The organism is Bradyrhizobium acaciae, assembly GCF_020889785.1.
Classification (GTDB): Bacteria; Pseudomonadota; Alphaproteobacteria; order Rhizobiales; family Xanthobacteraceae; genus Bradyrhizobium; species Bradyrhizobium acaciae.
On record NZ_JACMYK010000004.1, the window covers coordinates 1 to 18,466 of the forward strand.

Genomic DNA, 18,466 nt, shown 5'->3' on the forward strand with positions numbered 1-18,466 from the left:
TTGTCGTGGGCCAGAACGAACTTCAAACCGGATTAAGCCCGCGGGGCAAGGTCAGACATTGTTTCCTTGGTCGTTAGAGTCTCGGCTTCGAAATCGAGGCGATAGGGCCCCGAGCAGCTGGGAACGCTGGGCTGGTGCGAACAAGGTTACCGCGCATGACCGCCTCAACCTAATCGCCCAGCACGTTCTTAAAGTGCTTTTCGGCAGCCCTGCTTTCAAATCCAGCAACATGTGCTTCCTTCGCCTCGATCGCGATTTCGCGTAAACCGGCGACCAAGCTTCGATTTAGCGACTCCTTCGTTCGTCGAAATGTGATCTCCGGAAATTCGCCCAGCATCTGCGCTCGCGTCATAGCTCGCTTAACAAGAATCCGGGAATCAAACACTTCGTGGAGCAACTTGTGGTCGGTCGCCCATGAGACTGGAATAGCCTCGCAGCCATAGATGATGTCAGACATTGCGGCTCGGCCTACGATCCTCTCGAGCATATGGCCGCCGAGTGTGCAAGCGAGTCCATGTTTTAATTCCCACATGAGCAGTTTGGTTTCCGGTGACCCGATGCGCCAATCGCAGCACAACGCGACCTGAAAACCTATACCAACCGTGTGTCCTCCTATGGCGGCAACAATTGGCTTGGTGACGTTTAGTATCGTACAATAGAAGTCAATTAGTCTGTCGATAAAAGCCTCCACTGCGACGCGCTCGGAAAGTTGCGCTACCTCATTGAAGTCGCCCCCGGCACAAAAGGAACGATCATTTCCGCCTGTCAACACCAAGGCCTTTATCGCAGGGTTGTGCTCCGTCTCGTTGCAAACCGCGCGGATGGCGTTTTCGAGCTCGAGGCTCATTGGATTTTTGGCATTCGCATGGTTGAATTGCGCAATCAAAACCGCGCCCAGCACTTCAGTCTTCAGAATCACGATACCGTTCCCATTTGTCCGATCAGCCGGATTGCGTCACCGGCTGGGATAGAAACAGTACATCTAAAGGGAGAAATACTCACCTATGAACATCTATAGTGAGACGATGCGCCAAGACGCGTAGATGCGCCAAGTGCGCGCCGCAGTACATGCCTCAACTTGAAACTCAGCCGAAGCGCATCCAGCTAGCTCGCTAACCAGTTCGAACAGAAGCGCCCCTTGAGCTGGAGTCCGACGAAAGCTATCTGCCGAGACGCGGCATCAAACGAAGACTTCTCTGGACCTCATGCCTAGCCGATGCTTCTTAGGTATGCAAACTCAATGGCTGGCCGGACTCCCTTGGATGAGGACTGCCATATTTCCGGGCTGATGCTGATTCTTCAACATTCTCCCGTGCGCGCGGGCAATCTCGGGCCAGGTGAAAACCTCGGAGAGGCACGGATCTATTCTCTCTTCCATAACAAGCCGGTTTGCCTCCCAGACTTGGTAAGGATTTGCGAAGTGGCTTCCCTGGATTCTCTTCTGCCTCATCCAGATAAAGCGGGCATCCATGGTAAGGTTATAGCCTGAGGTTCCAGCGCAGAAGACTACCATCCCGCCTCGTTTCACGACAAAACAACTCGCGGGAAATGTCATCTCGCCGGGGTGCTCAAAGACGATATCGACGTCGTTTCCCTTTCCTGTAATATCCCAAATAGCTTTCCCGAAGCAGCGTACCTCCTTCAAGTAATCGTTGTATGTAGCGGTTTCATCGATGTCGGGAAGTTGACCCCAGCAGTTGAAGTCCGTGCGGTTTATGACTCCCTTAGCGCCCAGGGACATCACATACTCGCGCTTCGTCTCATCGGACACGACACCAATCGCGTTGGCGCCGGCGACAGTCACGAGTTGGACTGCCATCGATCCAAGACCGCCAGCCGCACCCCAGACCAGAACGTTTTGGCCTGGTCTGACGACGTGCGGGCGATGACCAAACAACATCCTATATGTCGTAGCCAGCGTAAGCATGTAGCAGGCGCTCTCCTCCCAGTTTAAATGCCTGGGTCGGGGCAGTAGCTGGCGGGACTGTACGCGTGCGAACTGCGCAAAGGAGCCGTCAGGAGTTTCATAACCCCATATTCTATGAGACGGCGACAACATCGGGTCGCCGCCATTGCACTCAACATCATCGCCGTCATCCTGATGGCAATGAAGAACGACCTCATCACCGACTTTCCAGCCTCTGACACGATGTCCGACAGCCCAGACAATCCCCGCGCCATCTGATCCCGCGATGTGATGAGAGTGCCGGTGTATGTCGAAGGGCGACACCGGTTGTCCGAGAGCTGCCCAAACCCCATTGTAGTTCACTCCAGCCGCCATGACCATTACCAGAGCGTCCTCTGGACCAATTGCGGGCGTATCAACCACCTCCAGCTTCATTGCGTTTTCTGGAGTGCCGTGCCGCTCCCGACGTATCACCCAGGCGTGCATCTGCTTCGGTACGTGACCCAGCGGCGGAATTTCGCCAATCGCGTACAGGTCGTTCGTCGCTGAAGATTGATCGCACTGAAGGTGCTGATCCGATCCGCTCATGTGCGCCTCACAAGTACAATTTGAAAGAAAGATACAAGGATATTACAAATAGAGACATCTGATGTAAGAGCGAGATCTGGTAGCTAGTAGGAGCGATCTTCTTAGTTCATCGATGCTCCAGCCGTTTCCTGCGGACAAATCGCGAGTCGCTCAGGGCGCGGGAGATAAGCATAGCACGCTGAAGAGGCTCGGGCTTTGCGATCGGGTCCTTGTGAGCCGCCGCAGGCCGGCGCAATCAAGCAAAGAAACGAGCCGTCCTCGACAGTTGTGATGCGGGATGGATTCGGCGTAGGCACTACGTCTTCTGCGCAGGGCGGAATGTGGCACAGGCCTTGAAGGAAACAAGAACCAAATGCCGGATGGATGCTGAGGATGTCACAGCGCGGCAAACCCGCGTTCGCTGCACGCCTAAACGAAACTCTCACTCGCGGATGAAAGCGTCTATCAAAGCCCCGTTCCCGGGTAAGAGGTCTGGCGACGAACTCCGCGAGAATTCATGGGCGGGTAATTTCTGGTGATTGGCCGTGACGTGCGTTCTATGGGCGGCACGGAGCTTAGGCGAGGTTCTTCGTGACAGAATTCGGGGCACCGCAAGACGATTGTAAGATAGCTTCGCGTCCAGCGCGTTCGCGTCAGACGCTTGCGTCGGCCCGACGCATCATTCTGAAGATCGGAACGGCTCTCATTGTGGAGCAAGGCAGCGGTAAAGTTAGAGAGGTCTGGCTTGATACATTGGCCGACGATATCGCGCGAATCCGTCGACGCGGTCAGGATGTGGCTATGGTTTCGTCTGGCGCTGTCGCGATTGGCCGATATGTCCTAAATATGCATGAGAAGGTCCTTTCAGCGGCAGATAAGCGTGCTGCCGCTGCAGTCGGCCAAGCTGAACTTGCTAAAGCTTACAGGGAAAGATTTGCGCGACATGGGCTGACGGTAGCTCAGATTCTACTCACTCCGGATGATACGACGTTGAGGCGCCGCCTGGTCAACCTTCGGTCGACATTGGTTAAGCTACTGAACTTAAAAACGATTCCTGTGATAAACGAGAACGACGCCATTGCGGCAAGTACGTCAAGATTCGGTGACAACGATCGGCTGGCTGCCCGCACGGCACAGCTAGTTGGAGGCGACACGATGGTACTTCTGTCCAATGTGGCGGGCCTTTACTCTGCAGATCCCCATGAAACGGCAAACGCCGCTTTGATCAGAGAGGTCTATGAGGTGACCCCGGAAATCGAACTCATGGCTGGGGGAGCCCAACCTGGTTACAGCTGCGGCGGAATGAAAAGCAAGCTCGTCGCCGCCCGAATGGTACTTGCCTCTGGATGCAAGATGATCATTGCCGACGGTCGCGGTGCTTATCCCCTTTCAGCTATTGATGCGGGTAAGCCATGCACCTGGTTTTATCCCTCCGCCGAAGCACACGACGCGCGAAAGAGGTGGATTGCGCGTGCATTACGGCCGACCGGGGCCCTTATTGTTGGGAGTTGTACAGTGACGCGGTTGCGATTGGGCGAAAATCTCTGGGCCGCGCAGGTCACATCGTTCGACGGCGAGTTTTCCCGCGGTGATGCCGTTGTCATACGAGATCTTGACGGCAACGAAGTTGCTCGCGGTGCGTCAATCTGTTCAAGTGCTGAGCTTCGATGCGTCAAACGGCAGCCCGAGTCTATTTCGGTGCGTTCTGGACTCGGCCGTGAGCTCAGGCCAATCGTTCACAGGGATGATCTCATGCTCGCAGATTGGTGAGTGGCCGAGCTGTAAGCTAAATTTCGATCGGCAATATCACTTGCAACGGGACCGTGCATGTCTGTGCGTAAAACCGTATGCCGAGCTCAGCCGCGATTAGTCCGCAGTTTCGTCTCCCAGAAGAGGCGCTGGACCTTGCTCCCAGGTTTTATCCAATCCTGAGTTCGCTCCGTCGGATGGCGTCTCCCCTCCGAGCCGCGAGGGTGGGCGGACATCGTTGTAATCGGCGCGCCAGCATCCGAGTGCGACCGGGCAGCCAGCGAGGTAAACAGCGCCTCGTTCAACAATTCATCCCGCAGCCGGCCGTTGCTCTCGATAAAGGCATTCTGCATGGGCTTGCCTGCGCGACGTAGTGCCATGCGATGCGGCTCTGATCGGTCCAGGTCAGGATGGCGTTGCTGGTCAGTTCGGTGCCGTTATCGCTGACCACCGTCTTGGGCTTGCCGCGCTCGATCACTAGCCGGTCCAGCGCCCGCGCCACGCGGGTGCCGGAGAGCGAGGTATCGGCCACCAGCGCCAGGCACTCGCGGGTGCAATCATCCACGACGGTGAGGATACGGAAGCGGCGGCCGTCGGTGAACTGATCCGACACGAAGTCTAGCGACCAGCGGTCGCTCGGCAGCATCGGCACCGTCATTGGCGCCCGGGTCTCGATCGCCGGCTTGCGGCGGCCACGGCGCCGCACCGCCAGCCTCTTTCCGGTAGAGCCGGAACAGCTTCTTGTGATTGACCAGATAGCCCTCCTGCTTGAGGAGCACATGCAAGCGCCGATAGCCGAAGCGACGGCGCTCCTGGGCGATTGCCCGCATGTGCTGGCGAAGGCCGGCTTCGTCCGCCCGAGTTCTTTGATGTCTCATGGTCATGCGGCAGCAGCCGATGGCTTCACACGTCCGCCATTCGCTCATCCCGAAGGCGCCTCGGAGATGGGTGACAGCTTTCCGCTTTGTCGCGGGCGTCACCATTTCTTTCCCACGAGGTCCTTCAAGGCCGCGTTGTCCAGCATGGCGTCGGCTAAAAGTCGCCTCAGCCGGGTGTTCTCGTCCTCCAGGGTCTTCAACCGCGTGGCCTCCGACACTTCCGTTCCACCGAACTTCGCTTTCCATTTGTAGATACTGGCGTCACTGACGCCATGCTTGCGGCACAGATCGGCAACCGACACGCCGGCTTCATGCTCCTTCAAAATCCCGATGATCTGCTCTTCCGCAAAGCGACTGTGCTTTATGCTCTGGTCCTTGTTGGGGGCCAGAACGAACTTCAAACTGGATTAAGCCCGTGGGGCGAGGTCAGCATCCGCCGTGATGACGAGCATCTCACTGCCACAGGCGAGCGGGATTGGTGGCCCGCTATGACTGCGGCAGATCACTTTGGACAGGATCGCAGAAAAGCTGACGAAGATAAAATCGTTGGGTGCAGGAAACGCCGTCACCGCCCCTTGACTAGATCGCTTTAGATGAACCTGCGCAAACAAAGACAGCGTCATCCTGCGAGTACCTCCAGAATTGGTAGGCGGCTGGCGGCGCATTTTCAAGTATTGCTGATCTGCGTCGACGGGGTCGCGCGGCCAAGCCCGCGGGACCTGCGAGGCCGCCGTCCCACTGGATAATTCGAGATACAGTACGGCTCTCGGGGGAGGGCGTGCGTTAGAACAATTCTTACACTCCGAAACCTAGGCCGATGCAGCGACCGATAAACATTCGCACAACTAAGAGTACCGCAATGCAGTCCGCGGTTCCAGCAACCTCATATTTATCACCGGATCCTCGCATGCCCACCTCGTTAGTAATAGCCTCCGGACCTCATCTAAATGCGTTGCGGGACGCTGTCGATCAGCCAAAGATGCAGGTGATCACGGCCGAATTCGAGTCTGCTGTCTCGGCGGCCGCCAGACGTCAGCCAGATCTTATCCTTATTGCACCGCCGCCGATTCCACAGGTATTGAATGTTTGTAAACGCCTTCTTGAGAATAGCTCGACGAAGGACATCCCGATCTTCCTGGTATCCGTGGACTTTGATACAATCGAAGGCCGTCCTTCACTTTTTCGGGCACCAGGCTCTCAAGTTGGGGGCGGTGAGTACCCCGAGGCGCTACGGCCTCGGGGTCGCGGAGCAACGATGGGGCAAGATGAGGGGCAAGATCGGCTTCGGACGCGACGGCAACAGCAGCTGTTGAGCATTCTGGACCTACTTCACTACGCCGAAGCGGAGATAGCGGAGATGGGCATCGAAACATCGGTAGCGCTTTTGGAAGCCGCGATCGCTGATGTCGCTCAGAGAATGCGGAGCCCTGAGCCAAGCCAGTTTGACGGCTGAATTTACGTGCAAGTTTCCAAATTGATTTTTGACACCGCGTGCATACACGTCGTCCAACACTAGTATATAAGACGGCTCTCTCGTGTGCGTCTCATTCACCACGTAGCGCTGAGGCGATCGCTTTAACATCCCGCTGCGTTTCGATATCCGATACGGCTTCGATTACGTCATTCGCGCGGACCTCTGACAGGCCGCTTACGGAGCGAAACTTTTCAATTACCTGTTGATCTCCATACGCTGTGTCACTCGTCCACGGATCGCCCAACGCGTACTCTGTTTGGGCCTCTAAGCGCGTGCCATCGCGCAAGACGATCGTCACGTGCGCAGGCATATTGCGCCACTGTTCGCGAATGGTGTTCGTTTGGATAAGGTTCGCGCGATACCAGTGCTCAATCCTAACTTTTTCTCTCAACGTTCTGACGTTCTTATCGTCATCCTGCGCCGGGTCTAACCAAGCGGGGCCAACAGGAATTCCAAGCAGAATCATTGCTACAGCGTGCGGGATGCTCCATTGCCGTGAACAGAATGTGCGCGGTGAGGGATTGCGAAATCGCGGGGTACACAGGAACACATTCGCCCCGATCACCACCTCTTTAATTTCATCTGTGCTGAGGTTCCTATTGTCGAGCGCCTTGAGGAGTGCGGTGAGTGGGTGGTGCGTCCAGCGGCACGTCGGCCACGGCTTGTAGGTAATATCTGCGAGCATCCAGCGCGAGCCAAGGCCGCCAATGAGGTTATCCGGATCGAAACGATCCGTACCGGACATTTTGATCAGGCCGCGATCTCCATCAAAAATCGCAGAAAAGCCGGTTGCACCAAATCCGGCTGACCGTGCTGCGAACACGCCGGCAAGTGTCGCCCAACCGGCGTCCGCGTATTTGCAGTCTGGCAAGTCGATTGTTGAGGATGCCCACATACCTGTCGTTGGTAGTGGAGTATTCGATCCAGCTATGCCAAGGCTCTGCCGGGCCAACGCCTCGTCCTGCGCCTCCAATTGGATCGCCGCGCCTGTAGCTGCGAATACGACTGAAGCTGAGCAACTGTAAACATCTGGAAAGCCGGATAGTTGTCCCTCTGTGAAGAGCATGGGTAACCCTAGTGCACTTGCCACGCGGCCGCCCAGTTCGTATCCCGTAATCACAGCCTGCAGGAACTGCGAACCGTTGGCGTTGCGCTCCTCTGCTAGTGCGAGAGCGGTGACGACAGCCGCCATGCCGAAGTGATGGCCGACCGGGAAGGTCTCGTCGAGGTCCATGCAATTCCCGAGGCGAGCGTTGGCATACAACGCGCCCGCGAGGCTCGCATGCTGTTTACGACCGACCACTGAGGCAACGTTGCCGACGCCCATAAAGTCAGCCAAGCGATGAGCGATGGGCGCCATGCGCGTGCGGGTTGCTGCGGTCATGCAACCGATCGAGTCGAGCAGAAGTCGACGCGCCTCGGCTTTTATAGCGGCGGGCACATTTCGTAGGTCGAGAGTTGAGGCAAATCGAGCGAGGGTACCCGTCACGTCGGTAAAGCTGTTCGTCATCGGAGGATCTCGATTGAAACTAAACACGTGGCTTTCAGCCGAACCGCGATAGTTGTTGAGCTCGTAAGTTCGCCAGCTCGCATCTAGAGTGGTGTTGCTCCGTTTGTCCACTATCAGCTGCTACCAGTTCTGAGAGGCTTGCGGTTGCTGAGCCGTTTGGCCACGTCGTGCAACTGTATCTCATGTCTCGGGTAGCCTGGAACTCTATAAACTTGTAGTCCTCGCTTAAGCGAATCGGCCCCCACGCATTACCACACGCAGCCGGGAAGACGGGCGGCAATTCCGAAGCCCGGCGGCGCGAGCGTGGACTTCGCATACAGACGGTGCTCGATCGGTTCATCCAGTAGGCCCCGTTTGCAAGTCCTGCAACCGCTATTCGACCGATCTCTCTGATGCGAGCTGCGGCTTCCGGCCCCGACGGAATGCGCATGATCTGGTCTGTCGTGCACAAACCTATGTGCAGGAAAGCCGAAGCTTTGTGGTGGGTATCGACCCGGAGAAGTTCTTGGATGTTGCGTACCGCACCTTCAGTGTTTTTGAGAGGGGCGAAGAGGTCCGGAGCAACTTCAGGTACTTGAATTCGTATGCCTCTTGCCCGTCCGCGATAGACGTGAACAGCAGCCTTAAGCTCGCCGCGCTTTGCACGTTGCAAGATGGTTTGCCGCGAGACGCCGAGTAGGATTCATGGCCTTGAACATCTTCGCGTAACCTTTGGGTGCGCTCTCCACAAAGCGCGACCGCGACTCGCGATTATGCTCGACCTGCGTCGTACTGGACTGTCGCACGTAGATGATTGCGCATCGGCGTAGGTGCTCAGCGGTGACCTTGCTCAGTTCGTTCATCGTTGTGATCTCCTGTGGTGGCGATTGCGGGCGATTAGTCGGGCGAGTCGCAGCACGAGATGTGCGCGCTGCTGGTTATCGAGGGCCTCCCATACGGGTACGGCACCGTGCCGAGGTGATGGGTCGAGAAAGCTTAGCTGCTGTATGGCTGTTCTCCGATTCCGGTGGCAGGACAGTATGCGCGGCATCCAATTGACGCAGCAAAGCGTCGACGATCGTCCGGGCGTGAAGCAGCGCGGCATGGGAAGCCAGGAATGCCGCTCGAGCGCATTGCGGGCTTGCACGTGGTAAACGTTGTGCGATAGGCAGATCTGTTCCACGCGGTCGGTACAAGGGCACGGTTACCATCGGGCAGTACAAGCGTCAGATGAAGTTCGCCGCGTCGATGACACCAGCCAAGCACATTAAGCGCAGACCCTTCAAAGGGATGGCGCGACCGACCAATGGTTACCCGATCGGGATAGTCGTCGAGATGATGAGCGCGGTGGTGGGTAGTCTGTCGAGTAGTCTTTGACTCGATATCGCGTGAGCATTTTTCGGAAACATACGGACTGCGCTTGGGTGTTGTAGTACATTGAACGTTGGCTTAAAGCTCCCGTTCAACTGGAACACGGCACCCTGAACCCCAAGAGAAGGCCACGCCGCAGGCTCGGTGGTGTCGCCGCTGATGGCGAATCTCTTTCTCCACAATGCGTTCGACATGTGGAAGTGAAGAAATCATCCGATCATTCCGTTCGAGCGTTATGCCGATGATATTCTCTGCCTTTGCGACAGTGAGCGGCAGGCACAAGAACTGAAGGAGGCGCTTGCGAAGCGCTTTGCCGAATGCGGACTGGACCTTCATCCGGACAAGACGAAGATAGTCTATTGTAAGGATGACGACTGGCGAAGTGATTATTTTGAACAGAAATTCGACCTTTTAGTCTACACGTTCCGCGCCCGTCGGTCGAAGAACCGTTGGGGGAAACTGCCTTCGCTTGCCATTCAAGCGTTCGGCCGCGTGACCTATCGGATCTGCCACGCGACCTGCGAAGAGTCTCGGGGATTCAGCTTCCGCCAGCGCGATCCTGTCAAGATCCGGCTTCGGGAGGACTACCGTGATTATCGGTCCCGCTCCATCGAGCGACCCGGTTCGGCCGATGGATGCGGTCCGTCAGATAGAACAGGCCAAGGAGCGTGTTCGACAGCAGGTTCGCCAGGGCGAACACGTACACGCACCAGAAAATCCGGAAGATGGTCGGCCGGCCCTTCGGAGCGACTTCGGACAGCCAATATTTGTCGGTGACGAGATAGATGTAGCCGGCCACGTAGAGCACCAGCGTCAGGAACGCCATGTAGCCGAACAAGAACGACAGAAAGCGGCGACGACTGAGGTTCTCGAAGTAGGTTTCCGTGTTGACGGTGTGCTCGAGTCGAACGGGCGGTTCGCCAGGCATGGGATCGTCCATCTCCTGCTTGCCGAAGGTAGCCACCGCGGCGAGCGCTGCGATGAAAAAGCCCGTCAGGACCCCCAAGAAGTTGCTCAGCTTGCCGATGATGTCGAGCGTGCCCAGAGCGTCCTTCACGAATTCGGACGAGATGACAGGCAGCGCGAAGATCGTCGCCAGAACAATCGGCAAGCCGAAGTCGAACTTCCATTTCTCGGGGTGAGCTATCCTCAGATACTGCAATGGGACCAAGATCCGCCACATGATTTCTATCCAACGAAGTCTTTGATCTTCAAGATGAGCTAGTCGCTCATGGTGTCGGAGATGTCCGGCAAAGCCTGGCGCAATGTTACCTCGGCGGACTTAACGAACAGAGCCTCTCCGGCGTCCGCCCTGGCGGTATCTGGCCGTATGGGCTAGCTTGTGGCTCCTTCCATCGAACGCGCATCGCTTCATAGTCGTTCTTGCGCGCGTACTCCTTCGCTTTCTCCACGAACTTCAGTGCTTCTCCTTGTGGCAGCCCCTTTCCGATCGATAGGCTGAGGTCGCGCCGCACGGACCTGATGAATTTGGATTCGTCGAATCCCAGGTTCTTTTCCTGGTAATTGATCAGCTCGACGTGCAGCAGGCGGCCTTGTTTTGATCGAGTCCTTCAAGCGGTCGGAGGCGTGTCCGCTCAGCTCCACCATGGGGCGCGTCTTCAAGGGTTCTTTGGAGCCTTCGCGGTTGAAGGTGATCCCTTGATCGTCGGAGATGATCTTGAACTCCGCTCGCAAAAATCCTTGAATTAAGGAACGTCCGAACCCGGAGACGTCCTCGTAAACCATACGATACAAATGCCCGCCCTTTTGTGTGGGCTTCAACGAGATCACGGCATGAACCGAAAGGCCGCCGGCCTCATCGTCGGCGCGCTTCGGGATCCTGACCTTTCCCGTCCTGAAATTCGTGAAGCCTGGATCGGCCTTGTCCCGATCGCCCAGGCAAAACAACAGCGCGATGGCCGGCGAGCCATTCGTGAGCTTGATCTCCCTCAGTGCGGAAAGTCTGATGACGCGTCGCTCGTTGTCGATCACCTGAAAGCAAAGATCGTTGGCCTGCCTCTTCTTCAGGTACGGAATGAACTCAGCCAAAGGTAGTGACGGCGCATCGGACGGATGAGGTGCCATCGCAAGATCGAAAAACAGGATAAATCGCTGATTACCGCGTAACATCGTGCCCCCAACATAAATCCGCGGAACATGGCACACTGATCCGCATAATCAACACCAATGGCTGAATCTACCCGGAGTTGATCACCTTTTGGACGGCGAAGGCAAAAACGTTCGCCGATTCGGTACGTGGCGGACGAAGTCCCCGCTCCACCATGGCCGTCAGGCTGGCGAGCAGCGGAGGGAAGGTGACGGGCCAAAGCGAGCCGGCAGTGCTGCCGCGCGTCGGCTTGCTCGAGCGTGCTGCTGCGTCCAGGGCGGGAGCCTTGACGCGCGTTGCCTCTTCCGACGCCGGGCGTTCGGATCGCTATTGCGAGACATCTTACCTCGCTACCGCCTGTGAACTTGTCGATCGCGCGCTCGAAGGTCCTGCAGGACCGAGCCGTTTCTGTGGACCGCTTTTTAGCTTTTTGTGGTCAGCTCATACGCGCATAAGCCCCGGCGGAAAACCGGCCGCACGGTCCGAGACGAACATCGCGGGGGAGGCGTCGCGCTTCGCGCGCATATCATGTGGAATGCTCCGGAGCGCGTCAGTCCGTAGCATCCGACGATGCGTCTCTGTCCAAGTGTTGGTCACGGAAACCGTAAAGGGCGGCAGGGGTCTCGCAAAGGATCCGTCGCCTCGCGTCCACGTCCGGGATGAGCTCCTCGAGCCACTCCAAGGTCTGCGCGTAGGATGGCGCATAGGCATGCGCAGCTGTCACGTGTGGCCATTCCGACCCCCAAAGCAGCTGTTTAGGTCCAAGCCCATCAATTAGCCGTCGCGCCGCGGTCATTGCCCAAGCATCCGGGACGCGTCCGACTCCCGAAAGCTTCACCCATACATCGGCGCCGTCGGCGAGTGTCAGAAGCCGATCCATGCGCGGGTCCCAGATGGGATCGCGGTCGCTGTCCGCGAGCCCAAAATCCCGGAATACCACTCGATGGCCATCGGCCAATAGGCGTTCGACCAGCTTCTCCCGTCCTTCCACTCCGCGGGACACTTCCAGGTGAAAGCCCAGTTGAAGAGCGGCTTCGAGCGTTTCGGTCAGCGGATCGGGACAGTCGAGGGTCAACGCCAAACCGGCGGCGCCTGACCGGCCCCACTCCTCCAGCACCTCACTGGCCAATGGTTGCAGGAGAGATGGAATGAGCCGCACAGGCATTCGAGCCTGACTTGCCTCTGCGAAGAGCTCTGCCGGGTCGACGTGGAGTAGGGCGGCTTGGCACAGGACCAAGCCGGTGATCGCGCACTCGCGCGCGGAGCTTTCCAGCCGCTCCAAGGAGCCGTCGATCGACGGCGCCGCCTGCCGCGCTTGCTGGCGGAAGGCGTGGACTTCGCAATCGATCCTCATGGCGAGCTCTCGCTGCAAATCGCGACCGACAGAATGTCCGCCGGTCGGTCGTTCGAAATTATAACGCAGGTCACCGCCCACCACGAACGAGCGCCCTCTTCAGGAGCCCGCGGGCTAAGCCGCACGTCGAGCCCATGGCACTTCGCCGACACGCCGTGGCTAGGCGCCGATGATCTCTACCCCGCGCTTGTTAGCGCGAACCAGAAACAGCGACAATGCCGCGGAGAAAGCGAAGCGAAATTCTTTGTCCGTTTCGGACGAATATGGCGCGCGAGTCTTATGCCAGCCGCGCATTTTCGGAGGGATTCGAGAAGCGCGACGCCGCCCGGATTCTTGCCCGGTTGGCGAAAGTCCGACCGACCGACGTTGGAGCGACACGCTTGGCAAGCCACGGTTCGAGCTGATTGAGGCGATTTCGCGCCGCCACCTTCGCCCGTCACGAAAGCGTCTTCCACGCGAATGCGCTAACTTTTCCCGCGACTTGATCGGGTCGGTCTCCGACCTTTAGGCAAGCGCTTGGGAGGCGGTGCGCCTTCGGAAGGCTCCGCCAGCAACTCGGACACGTGGACTCCGAGCGTCAGGGCAATTCGTTCAAGAAGGTCGATTGTCGGGTTCTTCTTTTGGTTCTCGATACCGTTCATATAAGAACGATCGATGCCGGCGTCGTAGGCCAATTGCTCTTGCGGAATACCGCGCTCTCCGCGGATCCGGAGCACGTTCCAGGCCACAAGCGCACGAGCTTTCATGCGCTCAAGCAGCCATTTCACGGCGTATCAAAACACTGGCTATAAACCACGTATTACAGTAAGTTCGCGCAATGCGGATAAGTTGTCGCTGCGTGCGACGTCTTGACGTGAAAGCTGCCGGCGATGGTCAAACAAAGTCCTCGCCTCATCTTGCACCTCGGCGCAGGTCAGCGGTCAGGGGGCGCTCGCGAAGCGTTGGCGAGCGCACTTGGCGATCGCTGAAGTTCGCGCACGGAACCGACGCTCTTGCCACCTGGGTGGAGCGGCCGTCGAGGGCAAGGAGGCAGGTATTCGCACGCGACGTCCGCGAGCAAGTAGCGACGGACCAACGATGGACGGCAACCGGCATGTGGGAGGTGCCATATGGGCCCGAACCACGTCGGACCGGGCGAAAGAGGCGGATGAGGCGGCGCGTGTCCGGGTTTCCGGCTGCAGGCTATCGCGAATATTCTTGTAGACGCGACAATCGGTTCCCTGCGAACTGGCCATGAGGAAAGCTATGATCGCGTGGATGAAGGCTTTCGCATTTCGTAGGATTTCATAACCAGTGTCGTCCGAACCAAAGATCGCAGATTTGGCGCCCAGCGCGCCCGAACTCACTCATTATGACGAGCAACACGCCGTCACCTATATACGTCTTCTCGACGCCGAGGCCGACAATGCCGATTGGCGCGAAGTCGCGCGCATCGTGCTTTCTATCGATCCAGCCTTGGAGCACGATCGCGCGCGCCGAGCTTTCGACAGCCATCTGGCTCGCGCCAAATGGCTGACACGCCACGGTTACCGTCATCTTCTGCGTCGCGGTGCGCCGAAGAGCGAACAATGATCGCATGGTAATGGGCGGGCCTCTCGGGCAAAGGCAGGCCAGGGCGTTCCATGGTCAGTCGGCGTATCGCCGAGATACGCCAGCCCTGGATGGACCATCGGACTAATCGGGGGGGCAAGATGCTATTTCGTCGATCGGCCATCGGGACGTCGGCCAGCTTGCTCGAACGCGATTTGGAGCCAGCCAAGCCAGCATCGATCGGGTCGGCGCCCGAACAGCGCACCCGAGCCGGGGCTGCCGCTCCCGCGACACCGCGCAACTCGCGAGCGTTAGCGCAGGAGAATGCGTCAGGTCGCGGCAGGATCGGCCCGTGCTCGGGCACGAGCCGAAACTTCCGAGACTGTCGCTACCGTGCCGGCTTGACGCCCAAGGCCGAAGTTGGCGAAGAATCCGCCGTTGCTAGGCTTGCTACTTCCTCCTGCGGGCAGGGCGGGCCGGCTTTCGACCCTTGCGCAAGGTCCTCGGCGCTGTGGCGCCTCTGGCGGGCTGAACGAAAAATTCGGACAAATGAACATCCAATGTTTCGGCGAGACGGTCGAGGAGGTCGATCGTCGGGTTCGCCGATTGTCGCTCGAGACCGCTCATGTAGGAGCGGTCGATCCCCGCGTCGTAAGCCAATTGCTCTTGCGGAATACCACGATCGACGCGGATCCGGCGGACATTCCAGGCCACGAGCGCACGAGCTTTCATGCGCCAAAGCAGCCATTCGGACGCCCATCAAACCACGGGCTATGACCGAACTATTGGGTGCGGAATGCGATCGACGACGGAGTTGCGTGACGAACCGTCACGGTTCGGACCCATCTGAGAGATCGGGCCAAGCCCGCCCGTTGGCGATCTGCGAGCAGCGGCGGGCCATGTCGTGGCGGCTTCTCGACGCGCGGGTCCACGGCGACCGATTTGACAACCGCTTCTCGGATCGTACCGTGTTACCGACCGATCTCGAGGTCTTGCACGCGGCGCATTCGACAGCCGATAGGCGGGCGTGAAATGAGCCGACTGCCGGCCCAACGTTCGCTTCTGCCGCAGTCCGAATAATGGTGGTGCCTTGACGGACAGCGCCAGAACGACGGAGCGTCCTCCAAACGGCATCATGAGCTGGCATCTGCGATCGCGGCCTTTTTGCAGAGCCGGGCGACCCATCGGCAAAACGCCCGAGCGATTTCGGGATTGTCGCTGCGGTCGACCGCGTAGGCGCGGTATTGCATGCCGCTTGGGGTGCGCGATCCCGGGATCACGTGCAACGCGCCCCCGCGCACGAGATCGCTGACGATGATTTCAGGTACGACCAGAAGGCATTTTCCCGTCATGACGGCAGGCAGAGCAAGGTAGTTATGGTCGTACCGCGCTCCCGATTTCACGTCGTTCGCGGTCAGGTTCATCGCTCGAAGCCATGTCGGCAGTATGTCGGGCCGGGAAGTAATGTTTAGAATCGGCAGCGAACGAACGATCGAGAGGGTTTTTTCCGCGACGTGGTGCGGCGAGCCGACGCACACGAGCGTCTCGTTGTAGATCTCCCAATCGTCGGCGGGCTCGATCACCGATAGATCGCGCGTGATCAGAATATCGAAATTGTCCGACGACGTCGGCAGCGACAGCGAACTGACCACGTCCACGATGACGCCATCCATCTCGGCGGAAAACGCCTGCAGGTTCGGAATCAGAAAAGAGTACGCGAAAGTCGAAAGCGACGTGCGGACCACGATCCGGTTCGCCTCCGATCGAGTTCGGCGCCGCATTCTCTTCGTGGTGAAACAGACCGTATCAAGCGGCTCGGCCACGGTGTTCACGAAAAGTCGTCCGAACTCCGTCAGCTTGCTGCCTCGACCTCGTCGTTCCACGAGATCCGTACCAAGATAATCCTGTAACACGGCCAGATAGCGGCTGACGGAACTCTGCGTCGTTCCCAACGCGCTGGCCGCGCGCGTTACGCTTCCTTCTCTCGCGATGGTCACGAACACTCGAATCGCGTTCAGGGGTACTTCATCCTGATCGATGGCCACCTTCTGCTCCGATAGCTGAATGTAAGATTGCCACGGATGGCCATTTACAAGACCCCATCACATTATTCGATGAGTGCGGCCGAAGTTCTGCTTATCAACGCCATTCCGCGCACAAAAGCGGCTTCTTCGTACGATTCGTGCGGTTCGTCTCGCTCGTACGATCGCGGACGTGCCTCAGCGGACGGCATCTCTCGAGCGTTCCCAAGGAGCGCTTCCGCCATGACGCTGTTCGCCTTCGAGCACGCAACTCGTTCAGAGCGCCCAAGCTGCTCGCCAGACATTGCGACATGCAGCCCGAACGAAGCCCGCGCGCTGTCGGCAATTATTTCAAGATGCTTGCAGTTGCCGCGTGGATCAATCCGATGTTCACCGAAGGAAGCGTGTTTCGGCCGCCTTGATCTCTTCCATGCGCTGTAATCTGAAAATCTCCTCAACCGGTAAAATGTCCTTATGGACGTTTTGGGCGCCGCCGTCGGCCATCACCCGGCGGAAGGCCTCCTGCATGCCGATTGCCGCGGCGCGGATCCCGCAGTTGCCGTAAATCATCATCCGGACGTTGCCCAGCGCCTTGGCTCGACTGGCGTCAAGGTCGGGATAGGCATTCGGCACGATGACCAGCGGCGCCGATCCGGTCCAAGCGCGCGAAAAGCTTTCGATCTCGGAAGGATCGTTCTTCTTCGAATGGACCAGAATCATGTCTGCGCCCGCTTCGACATAGGCTCGCGCTCGATCGAGAGCTTCCTGTTCGCCGCGACCTGCGATCAAGGCTTCGGTGCGGGCAATGACGAGAAAATCGGGCGTCGCTCTTGTCGCAATGGCGGCCTCGATCTTGCCTTGGAATTCCTCGACGCGCAGCAGTTCCTGACGACCACCGGCAACAAGGCTCGTCACCTTGGGAAAGGTCTTGTCCTCGATGACGACCGCGCTCGCGCCGGCCCGCTCGTATTCGCCGATGGCGTGGATCACGTTGATCGCGTTGCCATATCCGGTATCGATGTCGGCGACGATCGGCAGCCTCGTGCGTCCGGCGATCGCCCGCAGCATGTCGAGATGTTGCGTCATCGAGAGCAGACTCATGTCCGCGAGCCCGTAAAGTGCCGCCAGCTCGAACCCGGAGGCCCATAGACCGTCGAAGCCCGCCTCTTCAGCGAGGATCGCCGAGAGCGGGCTGTGGGCAGCCATGATCTGGAGAAGTCCGTTCTCGGCCATGCGAACACGAAGGCTTTTGGCTGGTGGCATGATGAATCCTTCAGGAGAGTGCGCATGCGAGCGGTGCCGCGATCGCGACGAGCACGCCGTCGCGACGCGGTACAGGGCGGCCATGAAGCTCGTCCATGGCGCCGATTCGCCGGCGTGGATAGCTGTTAGCGAGGCCGCGGCGTTCGGCTAACGCGCGGGCGGACGGAACGAATTTCAATAAGAAGCAATGACGCTGGACGATAGCCGCTTCGCTGTGCTCGACACGCAGGCGGCGAAACCGCCTCGTCGCGGCTATGCATTGACGAGCTGCGCGGCACGATCTCGGCTGCGCGATGCCGCCACTGTCTCCTGGATTACTCTGCGCGGCGAGGTGATTGTCGTCACAGCGGCCCCGGGCCTTGATGAACCGATGGCGAATGGTCCAGGTTTCCGCTTCCAGGATGCGGGTCGCTGTTCGAAAGCGACGGCGCGCTGACCATGTGCAGTCGGCGCCGTGTCCTGTTGACGGAACAGCTCCGATTTGCATGGTTTTTGAGGCGCGGAGGGGATCGAGCGATGTTGAGACGAAAGACAAAAGAGGGTCCAGACGTGAAAGCGAACGTTCGGTGATTTCTAGCCGCTCTTGAATCGGTCAACCAACCATGCAATCGGATTTTTTGATCTATCGATCGCAAGTCGCGCGGCCTGCCTCCAGCTCCGGCGTCTGCGCCCCGCTGTCCCGCCGCTGGTGCCACAGACGGCCGTCACCGTTCGCCGGCGAGCTCGCCTATGCGATGGAGGTCCGTCCGTCTGGATG

The 18,466-nt window shown here is 58.5% G+C and carries 14 protein-coding genes and 1 pseudogene; 4 read left to right on the plus strand and 11 right to left on the minus strand.

Going from position 1 to position 18,466, the window contains the following annotated elements; genetic code table 11:
* Window positions 1-169 precede the first annotated feature (169 nt).
* Together H8A92_RS03185 and ccrA are read right to left on the minus strand one after the other, a co-directional pair.
* Window positions 170-919 (minus strand): enoyl-CoA hydratase/isomerase family protein, encoded by a 750-nt coding sequence (locus H8A92_RS03185; RefSeq protein ID WP_229194409.1) that lies wholly within the window; start codon window positions 917-919, stop codon window positions 170-172.
* A 318-nt stretch (window positions 920-1,237) separates the two neighbouring features.
* Window positions 1,238-2,494, minus strand: a complete 1,257-nt coding sequence (gene ccrA, locus H8A92_RS03190) for a crotonyl-CoA carboxylase/reductase (RefSeq protein ID WP_229194410.1) — start codon at window positions 2,492-2,494, stop codon at window positions 1,238-1,240.
* Between the two features lie 570 nt (window positions 2,495-3,064).
* Here ccrA and proB point away from each other — a divergent pair.
* Window positions 3,065-4,243 (plus strand): glutamate 5-kinase, encoded by a 1,179-nt coding sequence (proB, locus tag H8A92_RS03195; RefSeq protein ID WP_338026494.1) that lies wholly within the window; start codon window positions 3,065-3,067, stop codon window positions 4,241-4,243.
* A gap of 96 nt (window positions 4,244-4,339) precedes the next feature.
* On the opposite strand, the pseudogene H8A92_RS03200 reads toward proB, so the two are convergent.
* Window positions 4,340-5,465 (minus strand): annotated as a pseudogene (locus H8A92_RS03200) (IS3 family transposase).
* Window positions 5,466-6,079: 614 nt separating this feature from the next.
* On the opposite strand from H8A92_RS03200, the gene H8A92_RS03205 reads away from it, so the two are divergent.
* Window positions 6,080-6,553 (plus strand): response regulator, encoded by a 474-nt coding sequence (locus tag H8A92_RS03205; protein ID WP_229194411.1) that lies wholly within the window; start codon window positions 6,080-6,082, stop codon window positions 6,551-6,553.
* Between the two features lie 91 nt (window positions 6,554-6,644).
* On the opposite strand, the gene H8A92_RS03210 is transcribed toward H8A92_RS03205, so the two are convergent.
* The 5 genes from H8A92_RS03210 to H8A92_RS03230 all read right to left on the minus strand — a co-directional run bounded on the left by H8A92_RS03210 (window position 6,645) and on the right by H8A92_RS03230 (window position 13,641).
* A complete protein-coding gene (locus H8A92_RS03210) occupies window positions 6,645-8,084 on the minus strand; it encodes an MmgE/PrpD family protein (RefSeq protein WP_229194412.1) in 1,440 nt (479 codons plus the stop codon).
* Window positions 8,085-9,996: 1,912 nt separating this feature from the next.
* Window positions 9,997-10,617, minus strand: coding sequence for a hypothetical protein (locus tag H8A92_RS03215; protein ID WP_229194413.1), 621 nt, complete (start codon window positions 10,615-10,617; stop codon window positions 9,997-9,999).
* Between the two features lie 188 nt (window positions 10,618-10,805).
* A complete protein-coding gene (locus H8A92_RS03220) occupies window positions 10,806-11,564 on the minus strand; it encodes a hypothetical protein (protein ID WP_229194414.1) in 759 nt (252 codons plus the stop codon).
* Between the two features lie 527 nt (window positions 11,565-12,091).
* Entirely contained in the window at window positions 12,092-12,895 is an 804-nt protein-coding gene (locus H8A92_RS03225) for an amidohydrolase family protein (protein ID WP_229194415.1), read from the minus strand.
* A gap of 464 nt (window positions 12,896-13,359) precedes the next feature.
* Window positions 13,360-13,641 carry a helix-turn-helix domain-containing protein gene (locus H8A92_RS03230; RefSeq protein WP_229194523.1) on the minus strand — a complete coding sequence of 94 codons (282 nt, stop codon included), beginning with the start codon at window positions 13,639-13,641 and terminating at the stop codon, window positions 13,360-13,362.
* A 574-nt stretch (window positions 13,642-14,215) separates the two neighbouring features.
* On the opposite strand from H8A92_RS03230, the gene H8A92_RS03235 reads away from it, so the two are divergent.
* Window positions 14,216-14,467 carry a DNA -binding domain-containing protein gene (locus H8A92_RS03235; RefSeq protein WP_229194416.1) on the plus strand — a complete coding sequence of 84 codons (252 nt, stop codon included), beginning with the start codon at window positions 14,216-14,218 and terminating at the stop codon, window positions 14,465-14,467.
* Window positions 14,468-14,875: 408 nt separating this feature from the next.
* Here the strand turns inward: H8A92_RS03235 and H8A92_RS03240 are convergent, their stop codons facing one another.
* The 3 genes from H8A92_RS03240 to H8A92_RS03250 form a co-directional block, all read right to left on the minus strand.
* On the minus strand, window positions 14,876-15,157 hold the full coding sequence (locus tag H8A92_RS03240) for a helix-turn-helix domain-containing protein (protein ID WP_229194417.1): 282 nt from the start codon (window positions 15,155-15,157) through the stop codon (window positions 14,876-14,878).
* A gap of 401 nt (window positions 15,158-15,558) precedes the next feature.
* Window positions 15,559-16,470, minus strand: a complete 912-nt coding sequence (locus H8A92_RS03245; protein WP_229194418.1) for a LysR family transcriptional regulator — start codon at window positions 16,468-16,470, stop codon at window positions 15,559-15,561.
* A gap of 366 nt (window positions 16,471-16,836) precedes the next feature.
* Complete coding sequence (locus H8A92_RS03250; protein WP_229194419.1) at window positions 16,837-17,793, minus strand: isocitrate lyase/phosphoenolpyruvate mutase family protein; 957 nt, start codon at window positions 17,791-17,793, stop codon at window positions 16,837-16,839.
* 103 nt (window positions 17,794-17,896) lie between these two features.
* Here H8A92_RS03250 and H8A92_RS03255 point away from each other — a divergent pair, with 103 nt between their 5' ends.
* Complete coding sequence (locus H8A92_RS03255) at window positions 17,897-18,145, plus strand: hypothetical protein (RefSeq protein WP_229194420.1); 249 nt, start codon at window positions 17,897-17,899, stop codon at window positions 18,143-18,145.
* Window positions 18,146-18,466 lie beyond the last annotated feature (321 nt).

What these genes read in the sequence shown, in the direction of transcription:
- H8A92_RS03240 (WP_229194417.1), bottom strand. Translation starts at nt 15,157, where the DNA reads ATGAAAGCTCGTGCGCTCGTGGCCTGGAATGTCCGCCGGATCCGCGTC.
- H8A92_RS03220 (WP_229194414.1), bottom strand. Translation starts at nt 11,564, where the DNA reads ATGTTACGCGGTAATCAGCGATTTATCCTGTTTTTCGATCTTGCGATG.
- H8A92_RS03255 (WP_229194420.1), top strand. Translation starts at nt 17,897, where the DNA reads ATGACGCTGGACGATAGCCGCTTCGCTGTGCTCGACACGCAGGCGGCG.
- H8A92_RS03225 (WP_229194415.1), bottom strand. Translation starts at nt 12,895, where the DNA reads ATGAGGATCGATTGCGAAGTCCACGCCTTCCGCCAGCAAGCGCGGCAG.
- ccrA (WP_229194410.1), bottom strand. Translation starts at nt 2,494, where the DNA reads ATGAGCGGATCGGATCAGCACCTTCAGTGCGATCAATCTTCAGCGACG.
- H8A92_RS03205 (WP_229194411.1), top strand. Translation starts at nt 6,080, where the DNA reads ATGCAGGTGATCACGGCCGAATTCGAGTCTGCTGTCTCGGCGGCCGCC.
- H8A92_RS03215 (WP_229194413.1), bottom strand. Translation starts at nt 10,617, where the DNA reads ATGTGGCGGATCTTGGTCCCATTGCAGTATCTGAGGATAGCTCACCCC.
- H8A92_RS03210 (WP_229194412.1), bottom strand. Translation starts at nt 8,084, where the DNA reads ATGACGAACAGCTTTACCGACGTGACGGGTACCCTCGCTCGATTTGCC.
- H8A92_RS03250 (WP_229194419.1), bottom strand. Translation starts at nt 17,793, where the DNA reads ATGGCCGCCCTGTACCGCGTCGCGACGGCGTGCTCGTCGCGATCGCGG.
- H8A92_RS03230 (WP_229194523.1), bottom strand. Translation starts at nt 13,641, where the DNA reads ATGAAAGCTCGTGCGCTTGTGGCCTGGAACGTGCTCCGGATCCGCGGA.